16 protein-coding genes are annotated in these 17,842 nt (G+C 69.7%); 8 read left to right on the top strand and 8 right to left on the bottom strand.

Annotated elements, in window-relative coordinates; translation table 11 throughout:
* Positions 1-800: 800 nt before the first annotated feature.
* Together ACZ5XZ_RS09175 and ACZ5XZ_RS09170 are read right to left on the bottom strand one after the other, a co-directional pair.
* Positions 801-2,060: a serine hydrolase domain-containing protein gene (locus tag ACZ5XZ_RS09175; protein ID WP_468975640.1), complete on the bottom strand. Its 1,260-nt coding sequence runs from the start codon at positions 2,058-2,060 to the stop codon at positions 801-803.
* 206 nt (positions 2,061-2,266) lie between these two features.
* The gene (locus tag ACZ5XZ_RS09170; protein ID WP_468975637.1) at positions 2,267-2,929 is read right to left on the bottom strand and encodes a DUF4097 family beta strand repeat-containing protein; all 663 of its coding nucleotides are present in this window, start codon (positions 2,927-2,929) and stop codon (positions 2,267-2,269) included.
* 269 nt (positions 2,930-3,198) lie between these two features.
* Here ACZ5XZ_RS09170 and ACZ5XZ_RS09165 point away from each other — a divergent pair, with 269 nt between their 5' ends.
* Together ACZ5XZ_RS09165 and ACZ5XZ_RS09160 are read left to right on the top strand one after the other, a co-directional pair.
* Positions 3,199-3,954, top strand: coding sequence for a GbsR/MarR family transcriptional regulator (locus ACZ5XZ_RS09165; RefSeq protein WP_468975634.1), 756 nt, complete (start codon positions 3,199-3,201; stop codon positions 3,952-3,954).
* A gap of 160 nt (positions 3,955-4,114) precedes the next feature.
* The gene (locus tag ACZ5XZ_RS09160; RefSeq protein WP_468975632.1) at positions 4,115-4,516 is read left to right on the top strand and encodes a DUF5958 family protein; all 402 of its coding nucleotides are present in this window, start codon (positions 4,115-4,117) and stop codon (positions 4,514-4,516) included.
* A 485-nt stretch (positions 4,517-5,001) separates the two neighbouring features.
* On the opposite strand, the gene ACZ5XZ_RS09155 is transcribed toward ACZ5XZ_RS09160, so the two are convergent.
* The 4 genes from ACZ5XZ_RS09155 to ACZ5XZ_RS09140 form a co-directional block, all read right to left on the bottom strand.
* Positions 5,002-5,223: a hypothetical protein gene (locus ACZ5XZ_RS09155; protein WP_468975629.1), complete on the bottom strand. Its 222-nt coding sequence runs from the start codon at positions 5,221-5,223 to the stop codon at positions 5,002-5,004.
* A gap of 197 nt (positions 5,224-5,420) precedes the next feature.
* The gene (locus ACZ5XZ_RS09150; protein ID WP_468975627.1) at positions 5,421-5,927 is read right to left on the bottom strand and encodes an RDD family protein; all 507 of its coding nucleotides are present in this window, start codon (positions 5,925-5,927) and stop codon (positions 5,421-5,423) included.
* Positions 5,928-6,386: 459 nt separating this feature from the next.
* The gene (locus ACZ5XZ_RS09145; RefSeq protein ID WP_468975625.1) at positions 6,387-6,917 is read right to left on the bottom strand and encodes a hypothetical protein; all 531 of its coding nucleotides are present in this window, start codon (positions 6,915-6,917) and stop codon (positions 6,387-6,389) included.
* 1,789 nt (positions 6,918-8,706) lie between these two features.
* Positions 8,707-9,243: a hypothetical protein gene (locus tag ACZ5XZ_RS09140; protein WP_468975623.1), complete on the bottom strand. Its 537-nt coding sequence runs from the start codon at positions 9,241-9,243 to the stop codon at positions 8,707-8,709.
* A 378-nt stretch (positions 9,244-9,621) separates the two neighbouring features.
* Here ACZ5XZ_RS09140 and ACZ5XZ_RS09135 point away from each other — a divergent pair, with 378 nt between their 5' ends.
* The 3 genes from ACZ5XZ_RS09135 to ACZ5XZ_RS09125 all read left to right on the top strand — a co-directional run bounded on the left by ACZ5XZ_RS09135 (position 9,622) and on the right by ACZ5XZ_RS09125 (position 11,668).
* A complete protein-coding gene (locus ACZ5XZ_RS09135) occupies positions 9,622-10,113 on the top strand; it encodes a peptidoglycan-binding protein (protein WP_468975622.1) in 492 nt (163 codons plus the stop codon).
* Positions 10,114-10,388: 275 nt separating this feature from the next.
* Positions 10,389-10,892 carry a GNAT family N-acetyltransferase gene (locus ACZ5XZ_RS09130; protein WP_468975621.1) on the top strand — a complete coding sequence of 168 codons (504 nt, stop codon included), beginning with the start codon at positions 10,389-10,391 and terminating at the stop codon, positions 10,890-10,892.
* 2 nt (positions 10,893-10,894) lie between these two features.
* Positions 10,895-11,668, top strand: coding sequence for a class I SAM-dependent methyltransferase (locus ACZ5XZ_RS09125; RefSeq protein ID WP_468975975.1), 774 nt, complete (start codon positions 10,895-10,897; stop codon positions 11,666-11,668).
* A gap of 33 nt (positions 11,669-11,701) precedes the next feature.
* On the opposite strand, the gene ACZ5XZ_RS09120 is transcribed toward ACZ5XZ_RS09125, so the two are convergent.
* Together ACZ5XZ_RS09120 and ACZ5XZ_RS09115 are read right to left on the bottom strand one after the other, a co-directional pair.
* A complete protein-coding gene (locus ACZ5XZ_RS09120) occupies positions 11,702-13,303 on the bottom strand; it encodes an ABC-F family ATP-binding cassette domain-containing protein (RefSeq protein WP_468975619.1) in 1,602 nt (533 codons plus the stop codon).
* A 459-nt stretch (positions 13,304-13,762) separates the two neighbouring features.
* Positions 13,763-14,698 (bottom strand): bifunctional DNA primase/polymerase, encoded by a 936-nt coding sequence (locus ACZ5XZ_RS09115; RefSeq protein WP_468975617.1) that lies wholly within the window; start codon positions 14,696-14,698, stop codon positions 13,763-13,765.
* A 444-nt stretch (positions 14,699-15,142) separates the two neighbouring features.
* Between ACZ5XZ_RS09115 and ACZ5XZ_RS09110 the strand changes: the two genes are divergently transcribed.
* The 3 genes from ACZ5XZ_RS09110 (at position 15,143) to ACZ5XZ_RS09100 (ending at position 17,841) form a co-directional block, all read left to right on the top strand.
* Entirely contained in the window at positions 15,143-15,448 is a 306-nt protein-coding gene (locus ACZ5XZ_RS09110; RefSeq protein WP_468975615.1) for a hypothetical protein, read from the top strand.
* A gap of 210 nt (positions 15,449-15,658) precedes the next feature.
* Entirely contained in the window at positions 15,659-16,843 is a 1,185-nt protein-coding gene (locus tag ACZ5XZ_RS09105) for an acyl-CoA dehydrogenase family protein (protein ID WP_468975614.1), read from the top strand.
* Complete coding sequence (locus tag ACZ5XZ_RS09100; RefSeq protein ID WP_468975612.1) at positions 16,840-17,841, top strand: bifunctional MaoC family dehydratase N-terminal/OB-fold nucleic acid binding domain-containing protein; 1,002 nt, start codon at positions 16,840-16,842, stop codon at positions 17,839-17,841. Before ACZ5XZ_RS09105 ends, ACZ5XZ_RS09100 begins: the two co-directional genes overlap by 4 nt.
* Position 17,842 lies beyond the last annotated feature (1 nt).

Here is a 17,842-nt window from a genome sequence, read left to right as displayed (position 1 = left end):
CTTTCTCCCTTCCTCCCCCCTCCCCCCCCCCCCCCCCCCTCCCCCTCTCCCCCCCCCCCCCCCCCCCCCCCCCCCCCCCCCCCCCCCCCCCCCGCCGCGCTATGCGCGGCTACTTTCGAACGTGTGAGAAGACCTCGTGTCCCTGAGTTGTCGGGGGTGAGGCGCTGTGCGCTTTGGCTCTCCTCCCGGAACGTGACCCGCGGCCGTGGCGTGTACCGCTTGGCTGACCGTGGTGGGGCGGCTGCCGGGTCGTGAGTGGCCGGGAAGGGGAGCCCAGGAAGCGTGCACGACACCCGGTAAGCGCGCGGAGTTCGCCGACCTTCCCTTCCGCTTTCCCCGGGAACGCTGAGCCCTCCGCCAGTGCTTCGCCGAAGGGCTCCGAGGAGAGGGGAAGCGGCCTTCGGGCGGCTCTCCTCCCCGCCCGAAGGGTGGGGCTTGATGAGGTAGAGAAACCTGTAACAGCTGCCCTTCTCACCACATCGCGTCTGCGATGGCCGTCATGTGCTCAGTCACCGCCTCGGCACCCGCTTTCGTGAACGCCTCACGCTTATGCGGGATCGGTCGGGGGCCTTCGCCTTGTCCGGGCACTGTGAGCGCCGGGCTTTTCCCGTGGTTCCCCGGTGGCGCGGTCGAGGTGCAGAACAACGTCATCCGGCCTGCCGGCAAGCTGTCCGACGGGTTACCGTGCGGCTCCACTGCGGAGGGAACCAGGCGCCCACAACTGGGCGTTGCCGGGTTGTCAGGTGTCGTGGGTCAAGGGCGGGCCCACGGGGACGGCAGGCCGGTGGCCGTGGCCAATGTCAGTCGTCGATCGCTTGGTAGAGCGTGGTCCAGAAGTCGTGGATGAGCTGGGCCGGGGCCGGGAGGGACAGTCCGACCTGGGTGAGCAGGACGCCGACGAGCCCGCTGTGCGGGTCGGCGTAGGCGGTGGTGCCGGTACCGCCGTCCCAGCCGAACTGGCCGATCGGCGCGTAGTCGCCGCGGTAGGTGCGTACCGCCATGCCGTAGCCCCAGCCGCCGTGCTGTCCCTGGCCGAAGGAGATGTGGACGTTGTTGCGGGCCAGGTCGTTGCGGGCGGCCTGCTGCTCGGGGGTGAGGCAGTTGGTGGTCATCAGCTCCACGGCCGGCCGGGACAGGATGCGTTCGCCCTCGTGCGTGCCGTGGTTCAGCAGCATCCGGAAGTAGGCGTGGTAGTCGTCGACGGTGGAGACCAGACCGCCGCCGCCCGACTGGAACGCCGGAGGGGCGCTGTACTGCCCGCCCTCCGCCTCGTCCCACACGGTGAACTCCCCGGTCTGCGGGTCGGGCATGTAGCAGGGCGGCAGCCGGTCGATCTTGCCGGCGGGTACATGGAAGCTGGTGTCCTTCATGCCCAGTGGTTCCAGGATCCGCTCACCCAGGAACGTCTCGAACGACTGCCCGGTGACCCGGGCGACGAGCACGCCGAGCACATCGTGGCTGATCTGGTACTGCCACTGCTCTCCGGGCTGGTGCATCAAGGGCAGTGTGCCCAGGCGGCGCATCCACTCGTCCGGCGCGGGCAGCGCTGACTGACTGAAGACGCCCCGCTCGAAGATCGCGTCCATGATCGGGGTGCCCAGCGCCGTCAGATCGATGCCGAGCCCGAAGGTGGACGTCAGCAGGTCCCGTACGGTGATCGGCCGCCGCGCGGGCACGGTGTCGTCCAGCGGGCCGTCGACCCGCTTGAGCACCTGCCGGTCGGCGAGTTCGGGCAGCCACTCCTGGACCAGGTCGTCCAGGCGCAGCCGGCACTCGTCCAGCAGGATCATCGCCGCCGCCATCGTGAGCGGCTTGGACGTCGAAGCCATCCGGAAGATGGTGTCCCGGCGCATCGGCGCGCCACCGTCGTGGCGCATCGGCGCGCCACCGTCGTGGCGCATCGTCCCGACCGCTTCGACGTGCGTTTCACCGCCCCGGCTGACCAGGGCGACGAGTCCGGGAATCTTTCCGGACTCCACGTGCCGCGAGAGCACGTCGCGGATTTTGCGCAGCCCTGTGTCGGAGAAGCCGCTGTGCTGGCCGGTGAGGTCGAGGGACATGGCTGTGTGCTCCTTGTGGGGTGTACGAGTGGGTGGTTGGCGCGGTGCGGTGTGGCTGCCGTCGGGCGCGTCCGGGCGATGGCCGTGCGGGGTTCGCCGTGCGGGACGGGCAGGACGCCGCCCCGGCGAGGCGTCCATGGCGTTCGTGAGTTCGCGTGTGCCCCGATGGCCGGGGGCGTCGAGGGTGCTCCTCGCCAGGGGGCGGGTCAGAGGCTGCGGGCGGTGATGTCGCCGTGGGGCGTGGTGGCGCGGATGTCGAGTTCGGCGGTGCCGTCGTTCTTGAGGGCGTTGCTGATGCGGCCGTGGCCGGTGCCGGCGTCCAGGGCGGCCGAGACGCCGGCGGCGGCGCCGACCGTGATGTCGCCGGACTGGGTGCTGAGCACGACGGTGCCGCCCATGGCCTCGGCGATCCGGATGTCGCCCCTTGCGGTGCTGATCTCCGCGGCCCCGCCCAGCCGGCCGACCTCGACGTCGCCGTCGATCGCAGTGAGACGGAGGCTCGCGGCCTCGTCCAGCTTGATCTGTCGGTACGCGCCTTCGAAAGCGACGTCGCCGAGGCGGCCGACGGTCCGGAGTTCGGCGCTGGCCGTCTTGGCCTCGATGCGGGAACCGGCGGGCAGCTTGACCGTCACCTCGATGGAACCGGAGGGGCCAAAGTACTGGTCCTTCGCCCGATTCTCGATCCGCAGGACTCCGTCGGCGTATGCGACCGTGGTCTGCTCCGCGGCCTTCCCGTCGCGGCCCTTCGAGGCGTTCGCCGGCAGGACCTCGACCGTGGTGTCGGCCCGGTCTGCGGCGATGAACTGCACGCGTCCCGCGGGGATGTCCAGGACGGCGGAGATCGGGGCGGGGGTGTCGAACTTCTGCATCGTGCTCTCCTTCGCGCCTTACGGCTGGTGGTTTCCGAACGATGGAAAAGCTACGTTGCTTTCCATATCTCGGCAATGAGATCTTTGCGTTGGAGTGGTATTTATGCAGGTCAAGGCAGGAAAATCGTTGCAACGTTCTCTCGCTTAATGCAACGTTTCGAGGGTCGATCGTTGCAATGCGTTGAAAGTGAACGCTATGGTGGAGGCGTCAAGGAACAAGGAACACGAGCAGCGCCATGGAGCACCCGTGGGGCATGAAGGGGGGCGTGATGCCGGGAGGCAGGCTCACCCAGCAGGAGCGTCAGCAGATCGCGGCGGGGCTGGCCGACGGCCTGGCCTACGCCGAGATCGCCCGCGGTCTCGACCGTCCGACCTCCACCATCACGCGCGAGGTGACGCGGAACGGCGGCCCCACCGACTACCGCGCCGACCTGGCCCACCGCGCCACCCAGCAGCGCACCCACCGGCGCAAGCAGGCCGCGCCCCTGGGGTCGCAGGCCCGCCCGCAGCCCTACGGACGCGACGCCGAGGCCGTACGCGACTTCCAGGAGGCCCTCACCACCGTCTACATGACCTCGGGCCTGCCCAAGATGATGGCCCGGGTGCTGGGCTGCCTGTACACCACCGACACCGGCAGCCTCACCGCCTCCGAACTCGCCCAGCGCCTCCAGGTCAGCCCGGCGTCCATCTCCAAAGCGATCACCTTCCTGGAAAGCCAGGACCTCGTCCGCCGGGAACGCGACGAACGCCGCCGCGAGCGCTACGTCGTCGACGACGACCTCTGGTACCAGGCGATGATCCGCAGCGCCCGGGCCAACGACCAGTTCATCGAGACCGCACGGCAGGGCATCGGCATCCTCGGCCACGGCACCCCGGCCGCCACCCGCCTCGAGAATGCCGCCCGCTTCCTCGACTTCGTCAGCGAAGGGCTCATCCGCGCCGCGGAGCAGGGTCGCGAGGTCCTCTACACCCGAACCCCCACGCCCCCGGACGGCACCGCCACGTCACGTTCAGATCGCGAATAGACAGTCATCTCGATGGCCACGGCCATGGGACGAAGCCAGCTGGGCTGGGTTCGCGGCCGGTGCTCGGGAACATCCGCGTACTCGATCGGTCGGGGCCGTCGCCACAGCGGTCGTGAGTTGTCGTGAGTTACCGTCGGTCACATCGCATGGGGGAGAGATCGTGTTGTACGCACACGAGGTGGTACTGAACGAACTCGCACAAGGGATCCGACCGACGGCTGAGGGGGTCGAATGGTTCGAGGGTCTCTCGGAGGATGACCAACGCAAGGCGTTGCACAGGCTGGAGCTGTTCTGCGGGCAGGCCCGTGCGGGCGAGGGTGATGTGGCGGAGAGCATCGTGCGCTCTGGCGTGCGCCCCACCCACACGCCTGCGGTGATGCTCACCAAGTGGCGCTTCAGGATGGACCTGCTTCCGGCCTATGAACTCACGAAGGCATTTCGCCTGCTCGTCGCCCTCTTCAGCATCGCCGATACCCGCAGGCGGACGCTGTACTGCGCCGGCGGCTGCGGTCACGAGTGGCACAACTTGTCAGATCAGCCATCGGACCCAACCCAGGGCTAGGGCTACTTCTTGCCGCGGGTCTTGTCGGGGACCTCGGTGACCTGCGTCTTTGCTGGTCAAAGCGGTGCTCGTAGGGGCCGACCGGCCGTCATTGGTCGTCGTTGGCCACGCTGAGCACCCCCGCACGGCCCAGAGACGGCCCGACGGGGGTGTTGGATGCTGCTCGTTGCGCATCACGGCACGAAGGTCGCCGAGAGGGCAGCCGCCTGAAATCGCCGCGATTGCTGCACTTCGCTGCTCTACAGCGCGGCAGGCTGCCCCGGGCATTACGAGGCGGGCCCCTTTACCTCCTCGAGCTGGAAGGTCTCGTCTTCCCCGAAGTCCGGGGCCTGGAAGGGGTTTGTCGCCGGAGGCGGCGATGCTGCGGTGGAACAGCGGGGTTGCCCTTCCAGGGCGGAGAACAGCGACGTCAGATCGATGAGGGGTCTCCCTTTCGTTACAGGCCCCCGAAGGGGCCTGGTGTGCCGTGACCGGGCACAGCGGTCCTACAGCTTGGTCATCTTGGCGTACGGGCTCAAGATCCGCATTTGCGTTGATCCGAAATCCACGAGCGCCGCGATTCCCTCCTCGATTCCGATCACCCGGCCGAGGCCGTACATGTCGTGTGTGACCTGGTCACCCATGGCAAAGTGCTTGGGAGCCGGCGTGACCGGGGCCTTGAAGGGGCTGGTAGGCAATTGACGCTTCGGTGCAGCGGGCTTTGTCATTGCCCCCAGTATGCGCCTAAGGCGCGAAGCTGTGTGCAGCCTCCGCCGAGATAGACGAACATGCAGGTCGGAGCGGGTTCCGGAGTCATCCGGGCCCGCTCCGATCGCGCGGCGAATCGCGGAAGGACGTCGCGACGTCAGGCTGGGATGCCGGCGGTCGGCGGTCGGCGGACTCGGTCGCCGGTGAGCCCGTCCCGTCACTGCCCCCGCATGACGACCCTGCTGTCGACCAGGCGGTCGTGCAGGCTCTGCCTCTTCGCGTCGAGGTTGGTCACCGTCGCATCGGCGATCAGGAGCACCGGAACAGGGGCCATCACGAGGTTGCCGAGGTGGCGTACCAGCGCGGCGCCGTAGGTGAGGCGTGCGCCGTCGGCGTCCCGGACGACCTCCATGCCAAGGAGTCGCTTACCCACCGTGCCGCCCTTGCGGGACACGCTCAGCGGCGAATACAGCAGCAGGAAGATGAGCGACCACACTGCGGCCGCGGGCAGCCAGACGTCGTCCATCGAGGCAGCCACGAGGGTCCGGTCGAGGGCGATCAGCGGGCCCAGTATGACGACGACGGCGATGACCGTGTCGATGGCCACGGCTGCGCCCCGCCGCATGATGTCGGCTGGGGAGCCTGGGCGCGAACGGGATCCGACAACCATCCAGGGCAGCGACGAGGAGCCGAGGTCGGTTTCGAGGCCGTCGCCCGATGACATACGTCCGAGCATCCTTCTTTCACGCTTTCGATCACGTGGCCGTTCTTCCGGTCACGGCTGGGGCGAACAGACGCGGCCCGGCCGCCCTAGGGCCTGACCCATCGGACAGGCCCTAGTTCTCTGTAAACCGCTGGATCACTCGGACAACGGTCATCTCCATCGCGTGGATGCCCGTCGGCCGGAACTCATGCGGGGGCACCCTGCCATGGACCCATGCGCCTCGCTCTCCCCCTACTGTCCGCCTTTCCCTCAGGTGAGGACAGAGAGCATCTCTGGCCGAATTCAGGAATCTTCGCCAAGGGGGAAGGACGCTCGCGGCCTGTCGGTCCGGCGCCGGCCGCCGAGGGGACACGACGCTCATGCGAGTTGCGTAAGGGTTATCACTTGCTGGGAAGACGACCCGGGGCGTCGGCGGCCCGGCGGCCCGGCGGCCGGGCCCGGCTCGGCTCGGCTCGGGAATTACGGTGCCGGATCCGGGTCGGTGAAGTAGGCGTAGGGCTCGTCGGACAGGCCGTTGTCGGTCGACAGCTGCATGCCGTATCGCACGGGATGGTGCGGATAGAGGTACGGCAGCTCGGCGTCCGTGTCCTGGAAGTCTCCTGCCGCGTCGACGAGGTGGAGCTCCTGGCCGTGGCGGAGCGGCACGCCCTGCAGTACGGCCGGAACCGTCTCCTCGAAGCCCGCCCAGTCGATGGCCACCTCGCGCTCCGTTCCGCCCTCCTCGTCCGCGTCCCGGATGAACCGGCGCAGATCGATGTGGCCGGTGCGCCGGCCGTTCTCGATCAGCCACAGATCGGCGCTCTCGCCTTCGAAATGCACATCTATCCAGCCCTGGCGCTCATCGGGATCCGGAGTGTCGACGTACATGTCCTGCAACAGCGCGCGGATGTGCGCGCGCTGGGCGTAGACGAAGAACAGACTCCAGTCGACCTGCCCGCGGTAGGTCTTCTCAAGGACATAGGCGCTCCGGCCCCGCGGCTCATCGCTCATGCCTGCCACCCTGCCAGGCGCCACTGACAACGCGCCCTGCGAGGGGCGCCAGGGTCGCACCGTTGGTCGACGTGTGCGGGTGGGCTGTGAGGTAAAGCCCGTTCGCTGCTCGGGAGTTGGCGCTCTGGGTGGGCGTCGCCGGCCGCGCGAACTGGCGTCGGTGTGGTCCTTGGGGGCAGGCGTAGCATGACTATGCGGGAAAACGGGGGAATCGGTCGTAACTGGCCGGAACTGCACAGTCACTCGGATAAATCAATCGAGGTGAGGGCGTATGGCCATGGCCCTCTCGCAGCGATTCGGCAGAATCACCGCGCTCACAGCCTTTTCGACGGTCGCCGTTTTCGGTGGAGCCACCCCTGCATTCGCCGCCGACCCGCCGCCGCCCCCGACTCATAGCCAGCCCGCGAGCCCGGTCACGCCCCATGACACGCCGGGCGGAAATGACCAGGGGGGCAAGAGCGGAAAGGATCGCAGTTGGGACCGGAGCGGTCGTTGGGTTAAGCCCGGTGCGCCCAGCAATCCCGGATTCATATGCGACAAGGAAAAATGCCGAAAGACGAGGCCGCATGTCCACCCTGCTCCTCCAGAGTTCAACTGCAAGGGCTTCATAAACTTCTGGATGCCGCAGTACAAATACGGGCCTGACGTCACCTGTCCCCACGGTTGAGGAAGGCCGGGCGTGAAGGTCTCTCCTGCGCCGGCAGTGAGGCCTGTCTGCACGTGGTGGCGTTCCTGAGCTGAGGTTTCCACTCTCCTGGTTGAGAGGAGGAGACTATGCGCCGCAAGCGTTGTCTCGCGCTGCTTGCCCCAGTGTTCTTCGGGGCTCTCGTACTACCGCCGGCCGTAGCTGCTCAAGCCTCGGCTGCGCCGGCCCCAGGGAATGTGGCCATGGCCCCGTCGCAAGACGAACGTGGTTACGGCTACAACGACGGCTATTACCTCGGAAAGCTGTGTGGCGACCGGCGCCACGCCGCGCCACCCGAACTCAAGGGAGTTGTGCTCGCCAGATACGAAGCAAATTGGAGCCGCGGATACGCGGATGGTAAGACCGAAGCCAAGTGCGGCGAGAGTGGCAGGTACGTAGCGCCGCCACCTTCCGCGCCCAGTAAGCCGCCGCCGACGAACCACGGCGAGACTCCGCGGCACACACCGCCGGCCGGGGAAGGCACTACAGGAACGGGGCCGGGTACCACCACGCACACCCCGAGCACCCCCGGCCCTGCCCCACACACGCCCTGAGGAAATCGGCAAAATCGACAGTCTGCAGTCTGCAGTCCGACGGATGAGGGGCGCCTGTTCCGTGGAGAAGGAGAACGGGTGTCCGGGAAGGGGTGGCCCTCGCGGCTGAGCTGAGGCGCGCCTCCCCACCCATCCCCCACCTAAGAGGCACTCCACTTTGTCAGTCGATTTCGTCAGGCGAGGTACGCCACCGGTCATGGAGCTGCCGTGGCCCGATCTGCCGGCTGCTGTCGACGGTGCGGGGAAGGGGTGCCCGGCCGATGGTCGGCTTTGGCTGGGCACCCCTTGGGCGAGCGCGGGCCCCTTTTGAGGAGGGGGGTGGCTCGGTGTCGCGGCAGGGTTACAGAGCGCGCGTGCGCCCGAGGAAGTACCTTTCGCCGCCCCGGCCATCGTTGTCGATGTCGATGTCGATGTAGAGGATGCCGGAGGCGCTGTATGTGCCCCGCTTGGAGGTGCTCGGGCTGGCGCAGTTGATGTTTGCCAATTCCGGTGGCGGTGCGCCGCCGGCGCGTCGTCGGCCACCTGGTTGCGAGCCGCGGCGCCGCGCCCGTCAAGCCGTCTTCGGCTCGTAGCCGTCCAGTTCGCTGCGCAGCGTCTGGCCCGGAAACGGCCGCTCGTACGGCTCCAGCAGCACCGCGCGCAGGCTGCTGAGCGGGTCGACTATGGGGCGTGCGTCGTACTCGATGCCGTCCTCGTCCTCGTAGTCGTCCAGTCGATCCCACGGGGGGATGACGAAGGGGTACCACTTCCATCGGAAGCGGCCCTTGCCGTCGGGGTGCACCTGCCACTGCGTGCCCCGGTGGTGGTTGTGGACCTCGCCGAGGTACCAGGCGGCCACCTGCAGGAACGCCTCGTCCTCCTGCTCCCGGAACTCCTCCAGCAAGGTGAACCTCTCCCGCACCGCCGCCTCCAGTCGATCCAGCGATTCGGGGGAGAAGTCCCACAGGCCACTGACCTCGTGCACCCAGGCCGAGAATCGGGACTGCTGCTCACGCAACCACAGGGGCAGCACATCGTTCTCCGACCGCAGCACGTCCAACTCACGTGCTTCGCGGATGTCCTTGGCACTCCAGTTCCACCTACTCATGGGCCCGACCGTAGCCGCTCGCACTGACAATCCCCGCGGCAACGACCGTGCGGGAGAGCGGAGTTGTGCCACCAGTGCCCCGCAATCGGATGCTTGGGACGCTCGCGCGTCGTATGGCGCCGGCGGCGAGTCGTGTTTGTGCGCGAGTAGGGGCGGAATTTGGTGCCCGTCATCCAGTGGTCAATCGAGTGGCCGCCGGGATGGTTGATTCGTTGATTGATTGATTAATTGATGGCGGGTTAAGTCAATTAGAGTTCCGGGCTGCGGGGGTGGCGGGTGGGGGTTAAAATGCAGGTCGGCGAATTCTTGGGGTGGCTGGTCGGTTGTGGTGTCCGTCAGAACGTGCGGGGATGCGGGAACGCTTCTAGCGTGAGAGGCATGGGAACTCAACAGACAACACGAGACACGATCTACACCGTCGTTGAGGGCGATACGCTCGGCGGTATCGCCGCTCACTTCAAAACCACCGTGAAGCAGCTTCAGGCCTGGAACAACATTCCCAACCCCAACATAATCAAGGTGGGCCAGCGGCTCATCGTCCGTAAGGCGGCGTCTGGGGGTGGAGCGCCCGCGCCGACCGCGCCGGGCCTGGTTCCGTTCCCGGGCAAGGAATTCTTCACGAGCCTGCCTCCTACGGAGAGTCCCATCATCCTGAACATGGGGCTGCGCCTCGTCGAGGAAGACTGCGGCACCCCCTACGGGTTCAGTGGTCCCGGGCCCCGGTGGAACGAGAAGCACCGGCAGGCCTACTCCCTCTGGCAGCAGACACTGGGCTTCACAGGATCCGATGCGGACGGTATCCCGGGGCGGACGTCCTGGGACCGGCTCCGCGTTCCGAGCCCGTCGCCTGAGGAGTGGGGCTCCGACTGAAGGGTCCGACCGAAGGAACCGTCGAACTCCCCGCCGCGCATCGCCTGTGCGCGGCGGGGAGCCGCTTGCGTGGCGGGGAGGCCATGGGGCGCGGCGGGCAGGCGATTTGTCGTTTGCCCGGTCGGTATCGTGGAGGGGAGGAGGAGATGGCGCGGGAAATGCGGGAAATGGGGGATCGGTAATTTCCGGCCCGGGCATCTTCGAGGATCGGTGGAAAGTGGGTAGTGGTCGCCGTGGGTGTTCGTAGGGCGGGGGCAGCGGAAGAGGACCGTCGTGTGGTGATCCGGCGCGCCGAGCGGCGGGATGCCCGGCGGCTCACCCGGCTCGTGCGGAGTTCGGGGGCCTATGAAGGACGATATTCCGCGATGGTCGAGGGATATCGGGTGGGGCCGGACTACATCGAGGCGCACCGGGTGTTCGTCGCTGTGCGGGAGGGCGTGCCCGGGAGTGACGGCGGCGGTGCGGGCGCGACGAAGGGGGAGCGGGTCGGGGAACGGGTTCTCGGGTTCTATTCACTCATTGTGGAGCCGCCGGAGCTCGATTTGATGTTCGTGGACGATCAGGCGCAGGGATACGGCATAGGGCGTCGGCTGATCGCGCACATGCGGGGCGAGGCGCGGCGCGTCGGGATCGACCGCGTACGGGTGGTCTCGCATCCGCCCGCCGAGGGCTTCTACCGCAGCGTCGGCGCCCGGCCGAGCGGAACGGTGCGGGCGAATCCGCCGGCGGTGATGTGGGACCGCCCGGCGCTGACCTTCGTGGTGGGGGAGGGCGCGTGAGCGTGTCGCGGTCGTTCGAGGAGCTGGTGGCCGAGGCCGAGGCGGTATCGGTCGAGGGGTGGGACTTCTCGTGGCTGGAGGGGCGCGCCACGGAGGAGCGGCCCTCGTGGGGGTATCAGCGGGCGATGGGCGAGCGGTTGGCGCGGGCGTCGGCGGCGTTGGACATCCAGACCGGCGGCGGGGAGGTGCTCGCCGGGGTGGCCGAGCTGCCGCCGTTGATGGTCGCCACGGAGTCCTGGCCTCCGAACGTCGCGAAGGCCACGGCGCTGCTTCATCCGCGCGGCGCGGTCGTGGTGGCCGATGCGGACGAGCCGCCGCTGCCGTTCGGCGATGCGGCCTTCGATCTTGTGACGAGCCGCCACCCGGTGACGGTGTGGTGGTCGGAGATCGCCCGGGTGCTGCGGCCGGGTGGCACGTACTTCTCCCAACAGGTGGGCCCGGCCAGCGTGTTCGAGCTGGTCGAGTACTTCCTGGGGCCGCAGCCGGCGGACGTGCGGCGGGCCCGGCACCCCGAGGACGCGCACCGGGCGGCGGAGGCGGCCGGCCTGGAGGTGGTGGATCTGCGCGCGGAGTCGCTGCGGACGGAGTTCCACGACATCGGTGCGGTCGTCTACTTCCTGCGGAAGGTGGTGTGGATGGTCCCCGGGTTCACCGTCGGCACCTACCGGGAGCGGCTGCGGGAGCTGGATGAACTGATCCGCGGTGAGGGGCCGTTCGTGGCGCAGACGACGCGGTTCCTGATCGAGGCGCGCAAGGCGGTGCGCAGGACGGGGTGAGCCCGTCCTGCGCACGCGGGGACCGCCCGCCGCTCACGAGAGCCCGATCAACTCCCCGTGCTCCGCGCTCCACAGGTCCTCGGTGCCGTCCGGCAGGATCAGCACCCGGTCCGGACGGAGGGCCTCGACGGCGCCGGGGTCGTGGGTGACCATCACGAGGGCGCCCGGATAGCCGTCGACCGCCGCCAGCACCTCGTCCCGGGAGGCGGGATCGAGGTTGTTGGTGGGCTCGTCCAGGAGCAGCACATTCGCGCCCGAGTGGACCAGGCCGGCCAGCGCCAGCCGGGTCTTCTCGCCCCCGGAGAGCACCCGGGCGGGCTTGTCGGCGTCGTCGCCGGTGAAGAGGAACGAGCCCAGGACGCGGCGTGCCTCGCCGTCGGTGAGGTGGGGCGCGGCGGCGGCCAGGTTCTGCCGGATGCTGGACGCCGGGTCGAGGGTGTCGTGCTCCTGGGCGAAGTAGCCCAGGCGCAGACCGTGGCCGGGGACGACCCGGCCGCTGTCGGGGGTCTCCTGCCCGGCGAGGATACGCAGCAGGGTGGTCTTGCCCGCGCCGTTGAGGCCGAGCACGACCAGCCGGCTGCCCCGGTCGACGGCCAGGTCCACTCCGCCGAGCACCCGGTGCCCGCCGTACGCCTTGGTCAGGCTGATGGCCCCCAGCGGCGTACGGCCGCACGGCGCGGGCTCCGGCAGCCGGATCCGGGCGGTCCGCTCCGTACGCCGGGCCGGTTCCAGGCCCGCCAGCAGCCGGTCCGCGCGACGCGCCATGTTCTTCGCGGCGACGGCGGTGGAGACGTGGGAGCGCATCTTGTCGGCCTGGGTGCGCAGCGCCGCTGCCTTGCGCTCCGCGGTGGCTCGCTCGCGGGTGCGGCGTCGTTCGTCGGCCGCGCGCTGGGTGAGGTGGGCGTGCCAGGTGGTGTTGTGGACGTCGATCGTGGCGCGTGCGGGGTCGAGGTGGAAGACCCGGTTGACGATCCCGGCCAGCAGGCCGGTGTCATGGCTGATGACCATCAGGCCGCCCCGATACGACGTCAGGAAGGCGCGCAGCCAGGCGATCGAGTCGGCGTCGAGATGGTTGGTGGGCTCGTCGAGCAGCAGGGTGTCGTGGTCGGCGGCCAGGATCCGGGCCAGCTCGACGCGGCGTCGCTGACCGCCGGAGAGGGTGCCGACCGGCTGGTCCATGACCCGCTGCGGCAGCCCCACGCCGGCGGCGATCCGGGCCGCCTCGGCCTGTGCCGCATAGCCGCCGCGCGCCTGGAAGTCGGCCTCGGCGCGGACGTAGGCGGCCATCGCCACCCGCTCCTGGGACGCGTCGCCGGCCCGGGCCATCGCGTTCTCGGCGGCCCGCAGCGCTCGTACGGCACGGTCCAGGCCGCGCGCGGAGAGGATGCGGTCGGTGACGGTGGTGTCGGGGTCGGCGGTACGGGAGTCCTGCGCGAGGTGCCCGAGGGAGCCGGTGCGGGTGACGTCCCCGGCGGCCGGGCGGTGCCGGCCGGTCAGTGTGTGCAGCAGGGTGGTCTTGCCCGCGCCGTTGCGGCCTACGAGGCCGATGCGGTCGCCGGGGGCGATGTGGAAGGAGAGGTCGGACAGCAGGAGTCGGGCGCCGACGCGTACGTCGACACCGCGCACGGTGATCACGGAAAACGCTCCGGAAGGAGAGAGGAAGAGGGGGGGTCTTGGAACTCGGGGGCAGCTGCCGCTGTGCGCGCAGAGGCCTCGGCCGGCACGCACCGGGTGCGGCTGCGGCGCCTGCGGCTACGCGTGACACGCCTGTGTGCGGACACACGGGTGGCGTGGAAGCGGGTTTCCGAGCTAGGGCCTGTCCGATGGGTCAGGGCCGGGTCCGCGGCGTCTGGCACGGTACCTCGCGGCGTTGCCGAAACGTCCCGAGAGCTCCGCTATCGGGACGCTCCGGCGCCTTGCGATGCACCGCACCAGACGCCGCGGCCTCTCCGACCCTGACCCATCGGACAGGCCCTAAGAGATCCGGGGCGTAGACATGGTGGGGAGGGTAGTGGGGGCAGGTGGCGGGCGCAGCCGATTTTCCGTGCGCCCGGGGGCGGTCCTGGGCCTCTGCATGTCGGGCGAGGCGCCGGGTCAGTCCTGCCGGTTCTGCCGGTCCCACTCGCGCCGGGCGGCCGATGCGATCGTCGCGCGTGCCTCCGCTTCGGGCAGGCCGGTGTGGCAGGCGGCCTCCGTGAGCCGTGCGGCGAGTTCCTGCCCCAGGCCGGACTCGCAGGCGCGGCAGGCGGCCCAGAAGAGGCGGGCGTTGCGCTGGCCGTCCGGTGAGGTGCGGACGAAGCGTACGAGCGCGGCGGCGGGCTGGGCCGGGGCGCCGGGCGGGGACGGGCGGTGGGCGGACGGCGGCGGGGCCGTGAGGAGGGCGAGCAGGGCGCGCGGCGCCGGGGCGGGGCGCAGCGGGGTGTCCGGCGCGAGGACGTACCGCCCCCGGGTGGTGAGCGAGCCCGGGCCGACCAGATAGCCGCCCGCCCCCCGGACGTCGATGCCTGGGGCGAGCCGGCCGACCGAGTTGGGGACGGGCGGGGACGGCGGGCCGGTGAACCACAGATGGCGTCCGCCGCTGGGGGTGCGGACGACGACGGTGGGCGGGATCACCACGCCGTGCGCTTCGGCGAGGAACCGGAGGGCGGTGAGGCCGTCGGCGCCGTTCTTGGTGTCGAGGTCGATGCCGATGAGGTGGTGCGGGGGCCGTCCGCAGGCGATGCCGTAGCCGGTGGCCCAGGGCGCGGCGGCGAACAGGCGGCGGACGGCCAGGGGGTCGGTGCTCGCGTCGTGTACGCCGTGCCCGATCCGGCCGCACCCGCCGCGGCAGGGCGGGGCCTCGGGGTGGCCGCGGTGCGGGGAGCGGATGGCGGGGAGCTTGCCGCGGGTCAGCGGTATGACGGGGTAGCCGCGCTCGGCGGCCAGCAGGGCATGGGCGAGCGCGGCGCTGTGGGCATCGGCGAGGGCGTCTGTGCGGGGTTCCGGCCGGAGGGCGGTGGGCGGTTCGGCATGGCGTCGGTGCGGGGCCATGACTCCATTTTCGTACGAATGTTCGATGAAGGGAAGGGGGGCGTGCGCGGGGGCGCCCGTGCGCCGGGTCGGTGGGCCGGTCGGGTGGGGTCCGTACCCCTTGCGGGGGAAGGGTTCCGGCAGGGCCGTGACCTCGCGGAGAGGGGTGGGCGGGGCGAGGTGGTGCGGCGGGGGTTTACCCGGGGTTCCTCATGCTTGCGAGGGAATCGCCCCTTCGCGGTGGGTTCGCCGGGGATTCGTGGGCAATCCTGAGATCGCGACGTCGAGGAAGCATCGCGGTGGTCGGCCAACTACCCGGTGGACAAGCGGAGTTCGTGGAATCCGTGATCCGGGTCGGGCGGGACCGAGCAGGCGGGTCCGGCAGGCCGGGTCCGGCAGCTCAGGCCCAGCAGACCAGATCCAGCAGGTCAGATCCAGAAGTTGTGTTCCGTAGGAGGAATAGACATGGCAAGCACCCGTACTGCCCGCATCATCGCCGTGGCCGCCGCGCTGCCCTTCGCGGTGGCGCTGCTGTCCGGCGTGGCGCAGGCCGACAACGGCGGCTTTGCGAACAACGGGTCGAGTTCGGCGGCGACGAGCCAGACGGGGACTGGCGTCGGCCACAACAACAACGGCAACTCGACCACCGGCCAGCAGGTCGCCAACGGTGCCGGTGCCTCCAACCAGAACAACACCGCGAGCGTGAACGGCTCCGGTTTCACGGACATCGACCAGGAGAACACCACCGTGAACTTCACCGAGCTGTGGTGAGCCGGTAGCCGCCCTGGGGAGTGGCGGCTGGCCGAGGGGTGATATCGGGGCCGGTGTCGAGAGCGAATGGGGCTGCTCCGGGGTTCAATCGCACCGGCCTTGACAGCGAGCGGGTTTCTGACGGACAGTCAGAAACCCGCTCGCTCGTTCGTACGTCCGGACACCCCTTGCGCGCCGGACGTACGGCCACCAGAAGGGGAGGCCGCCGACGTGCACCTCGCCCCCACCGCGCGCCAGGAGCAACTGCGCACCGAACTCCGTTCGTACTTCGGCAGGTTGCTGCCCGACGGGCCGAAGGGGACGGCCGAGGACCCTGAGGCGCAGCGTGCGCTGCTCCGCCGGATCGGCGCCGACGGCATGCTGGGCCTGGGCTGGCCGACCGCGTACGGCGGAGCGGGCCGCGGCCCCGACGAGCAGTTCGTCTTCTTCGACGAGGCCTACCGCGCCGGCGCCCCGGTCTCGATGGTCACCCTCAACACCGTCGGCCCGACCCTCATGAAGTACGGCACCCGGCAGCAGAAGGACTACTTCCTGCCGCGGATCCTCAGCGGCGAGATCGTCTTCGCGATCGGCTATACGGAACCGGAGGCCGGCACCGACCTCGCCGCGCTCCGTACCCGCGCGGTGAAGCGGACGGAGGCCGAGGACGAGCGCGCCCACTGGCTGATCAACGGGGTCAAGTCCTTCACCAGCAACGCCCACCAGGCCGACTGGATCTGGCTCGCCTGCCGCACCGACCCCGACGCGCCCAAGCACAAGGGCATCTCGATCATCCTCGTGCCCACCGACGCGGCGGGCTTCTCCTGGACCCCGATCGAGACGGTCGGCGGCCTGACGACCACCGCCACGTACTACGACGACGTCCGCGTCCCGGCCGGACACCTCGTCGGCGAGGAGAACGCCGGCTGGCAGCTGATCACCAACCAGCTCAACCACGAGCGCGTGGCGTTGGCAGCCCTCGGTATGCAGGCCGAGGACGCCTTCGACGCGGCACTGGCGTACGCCCGTACGCCGGACCCGGAGTCCGGCGAGCGCCCGGCGGACCGCCCCTGGGTGCGGTCCCGGCTCGCCGAGGCGCACGCCCGGCTGGCCGCCACCCGCCTGCTGAACTGGCGCCTGGTCGGCGATGTGGGCGCCGGGACGCTGGGTCCCGGCGATGCCAGCGGCGTGAAGTTCGCGGGGACGGAGTCCACCGTCGAGGTCTACCGGATGTGCCAGGAGGTGGTCGGCGACGCCGCCCTGGTGCGGGCCGGTTCGCCGGGCGTCTTCCAGGACGGCGAACTGGAGCGGATGAACCGCGCGGCGCAGATCAACACCTTCGGGGGCGGTGTGAGCGAGGTCCAAAGGGAGATCGTCGCGACGATGCGGTTGGGGATGCGGAGGGGGCGGCGGTGAGCGTTGCGCACGGTCAGGGCGAGCGGCACGAGCGGTCGCGGACCGACGAACAAGACGAGCTGTACGCGCGGTTGAAGACCTACGAAGGGCGGCCGTCCTCCACCGCGGGCGTCGGAAAGGACCTGGTCAACGCGCCGATGATCAGGCACTGGTGCGAGGCGATGGGCGATGCGAACCCGGCGTACGACGGGCCGGACGCGAGCGCGCCGCCGACCATGCTCCAGGCCTGGACGATGGGCGGGCTGTCGGGCCACACCGACCGCTCGGGGGCGTACGACGAACTGTCCCGGCTGCTGGACGGCGCCGGATACACCTCGATCGTCGCGACGGACTGCGAGCAGGAGTATCTGCGGCCGCTGCGCCCGGGTGACCGGATCACCTTCCGCGGAGTGATCGAGTCGGTGTCCGCGCGCAAGACGACCAAGCTGGGGACCGGGTACTTCGTCACCACGCGGATGGACATCTGGGCGGACGGCGAGCCGGCGGGGACGCACCGCTTCCGGGTCCTCAAGTACGCCCCCGCCGCATCCAGGGCTCCATCGAGGGCTCTGTCGAGGACTCCGTCGAGCAGCCCATCGAGTGCTCCCAAGGCCAGGCGGCCCCGTCCGGTGGTCAACCGGGACAACGCCGGGTTCTGGGACGGCGTCGCCGGGCACCGGCTGCTGATCCAGCGCTGCGGCGGCTGCGGCGAGCTGCGCTTTCCGTGGCTGCCGGGCTGCGGTGGCTGCGGTTCGCCCGAGTGGGACACGGTCGAGGCGAGCGGAGCCGGCACGGTCTATTCGTACGTCGTGATGCACCATCCGCCCTTCCCGGCCTTCGCCCCTCCCTACGCCGTCGGGCTCATCGAACTGGCGGAGGGCGTGCGGATGGTCAGCAACGTGATCGGTGTGCCGCACGACAAGGTGCGGATCGGGATGCCCGTACGGCTTGAGTTCCTGCGGGTGGACGAGGAGTGGGAGTTGCCGGTGTTCCGTCCCGAGGGCGGGGTGGCGGGCTGAG

The organism is Streptomyces sp. NPDC033270 (assembly GCF_055576575.1).
Note: the sequence above shows the minus strand (reverse complement) of the source record. Positions and strands in the feature narration are given on the sequence as shown.

Bases quoted from the DNA above. Each gene is read 5' to 3' on its own strand.
- ACZ5XZ_RS09175 (WP_468975640.1), bottom strand. From the start codon at position 2,060: ATGTCCCTCGACCTCACCGGCCAGCACAGCGGCTTCTCCGACACAGGG.
- ACZ5XZ_RS09170 (WP_468975637.1), bottom strand. From the start codon at position 2,929: ATGCAGAAGTTCGACACCCCCGCCCCGATCTCCGCCGTCCTGGACATC.
- ACZ5XZ_RS09165 (WP_468975634.1), top strand. From the start codon at position 3,199: ATGCCGGGAGGCAGGCTCACCCAGCAGGAGCGTCAGCAGATCGCGGCG.
- ACZ5XZ_RS09155 (WP_468975629.1), bottom strand. From the start codon at position 5,223: ATGACAAAGCCCGCTGCACCGAAGCGTCAATTGCCTACCAGCCCCTTC.
- ACZ5XZ_RS09150 (WP_468975627.1), bottom strand. From the start codon at position 5,927: ATGTCATCGGGCGACGGCCTCGAAACCGACCTCGGCTCCTCGTCGCTG.
- ACZ5XZ_RS09145 (WP_468975625.1), bottom strand. From the start codon at position 6,917: ATGAGCGATGAGCCGCGGGGCCGGAGCGCCTATGTCCTTGAGAAGACC.
- ACZ5XZ_RS09140 (WP_468975623.1), bottom strand. From the start codon at position 9,243: ATGAGTAGGTGGAACTGGAGTGCCAAGGACATCCGCGAAGCACGTGAG.
- ACZ5XZ_RS09135 (WP_468975622.1), top strand. From the start codon at position 9,622: ATGGGAACTCAACAGACAACACGAGACACGATCTACACCGTCGTTGAG.
- ACZ5XZ_RS09115 (WP_468975617.1), bottom strand. From the start codon at position 14,698: ATGGCCCCGCACCGACGCCATGCCGAACCGCCCACCGCCCTCCGGCCG.
- ACZ5XZ_RS09110 (WP_468975615.1), top strand. From the start codon at position 15,143: ATGGCAAGCACCCGTACTGCCCGCATCATCGCCGTGGCCGCCGCGCTG.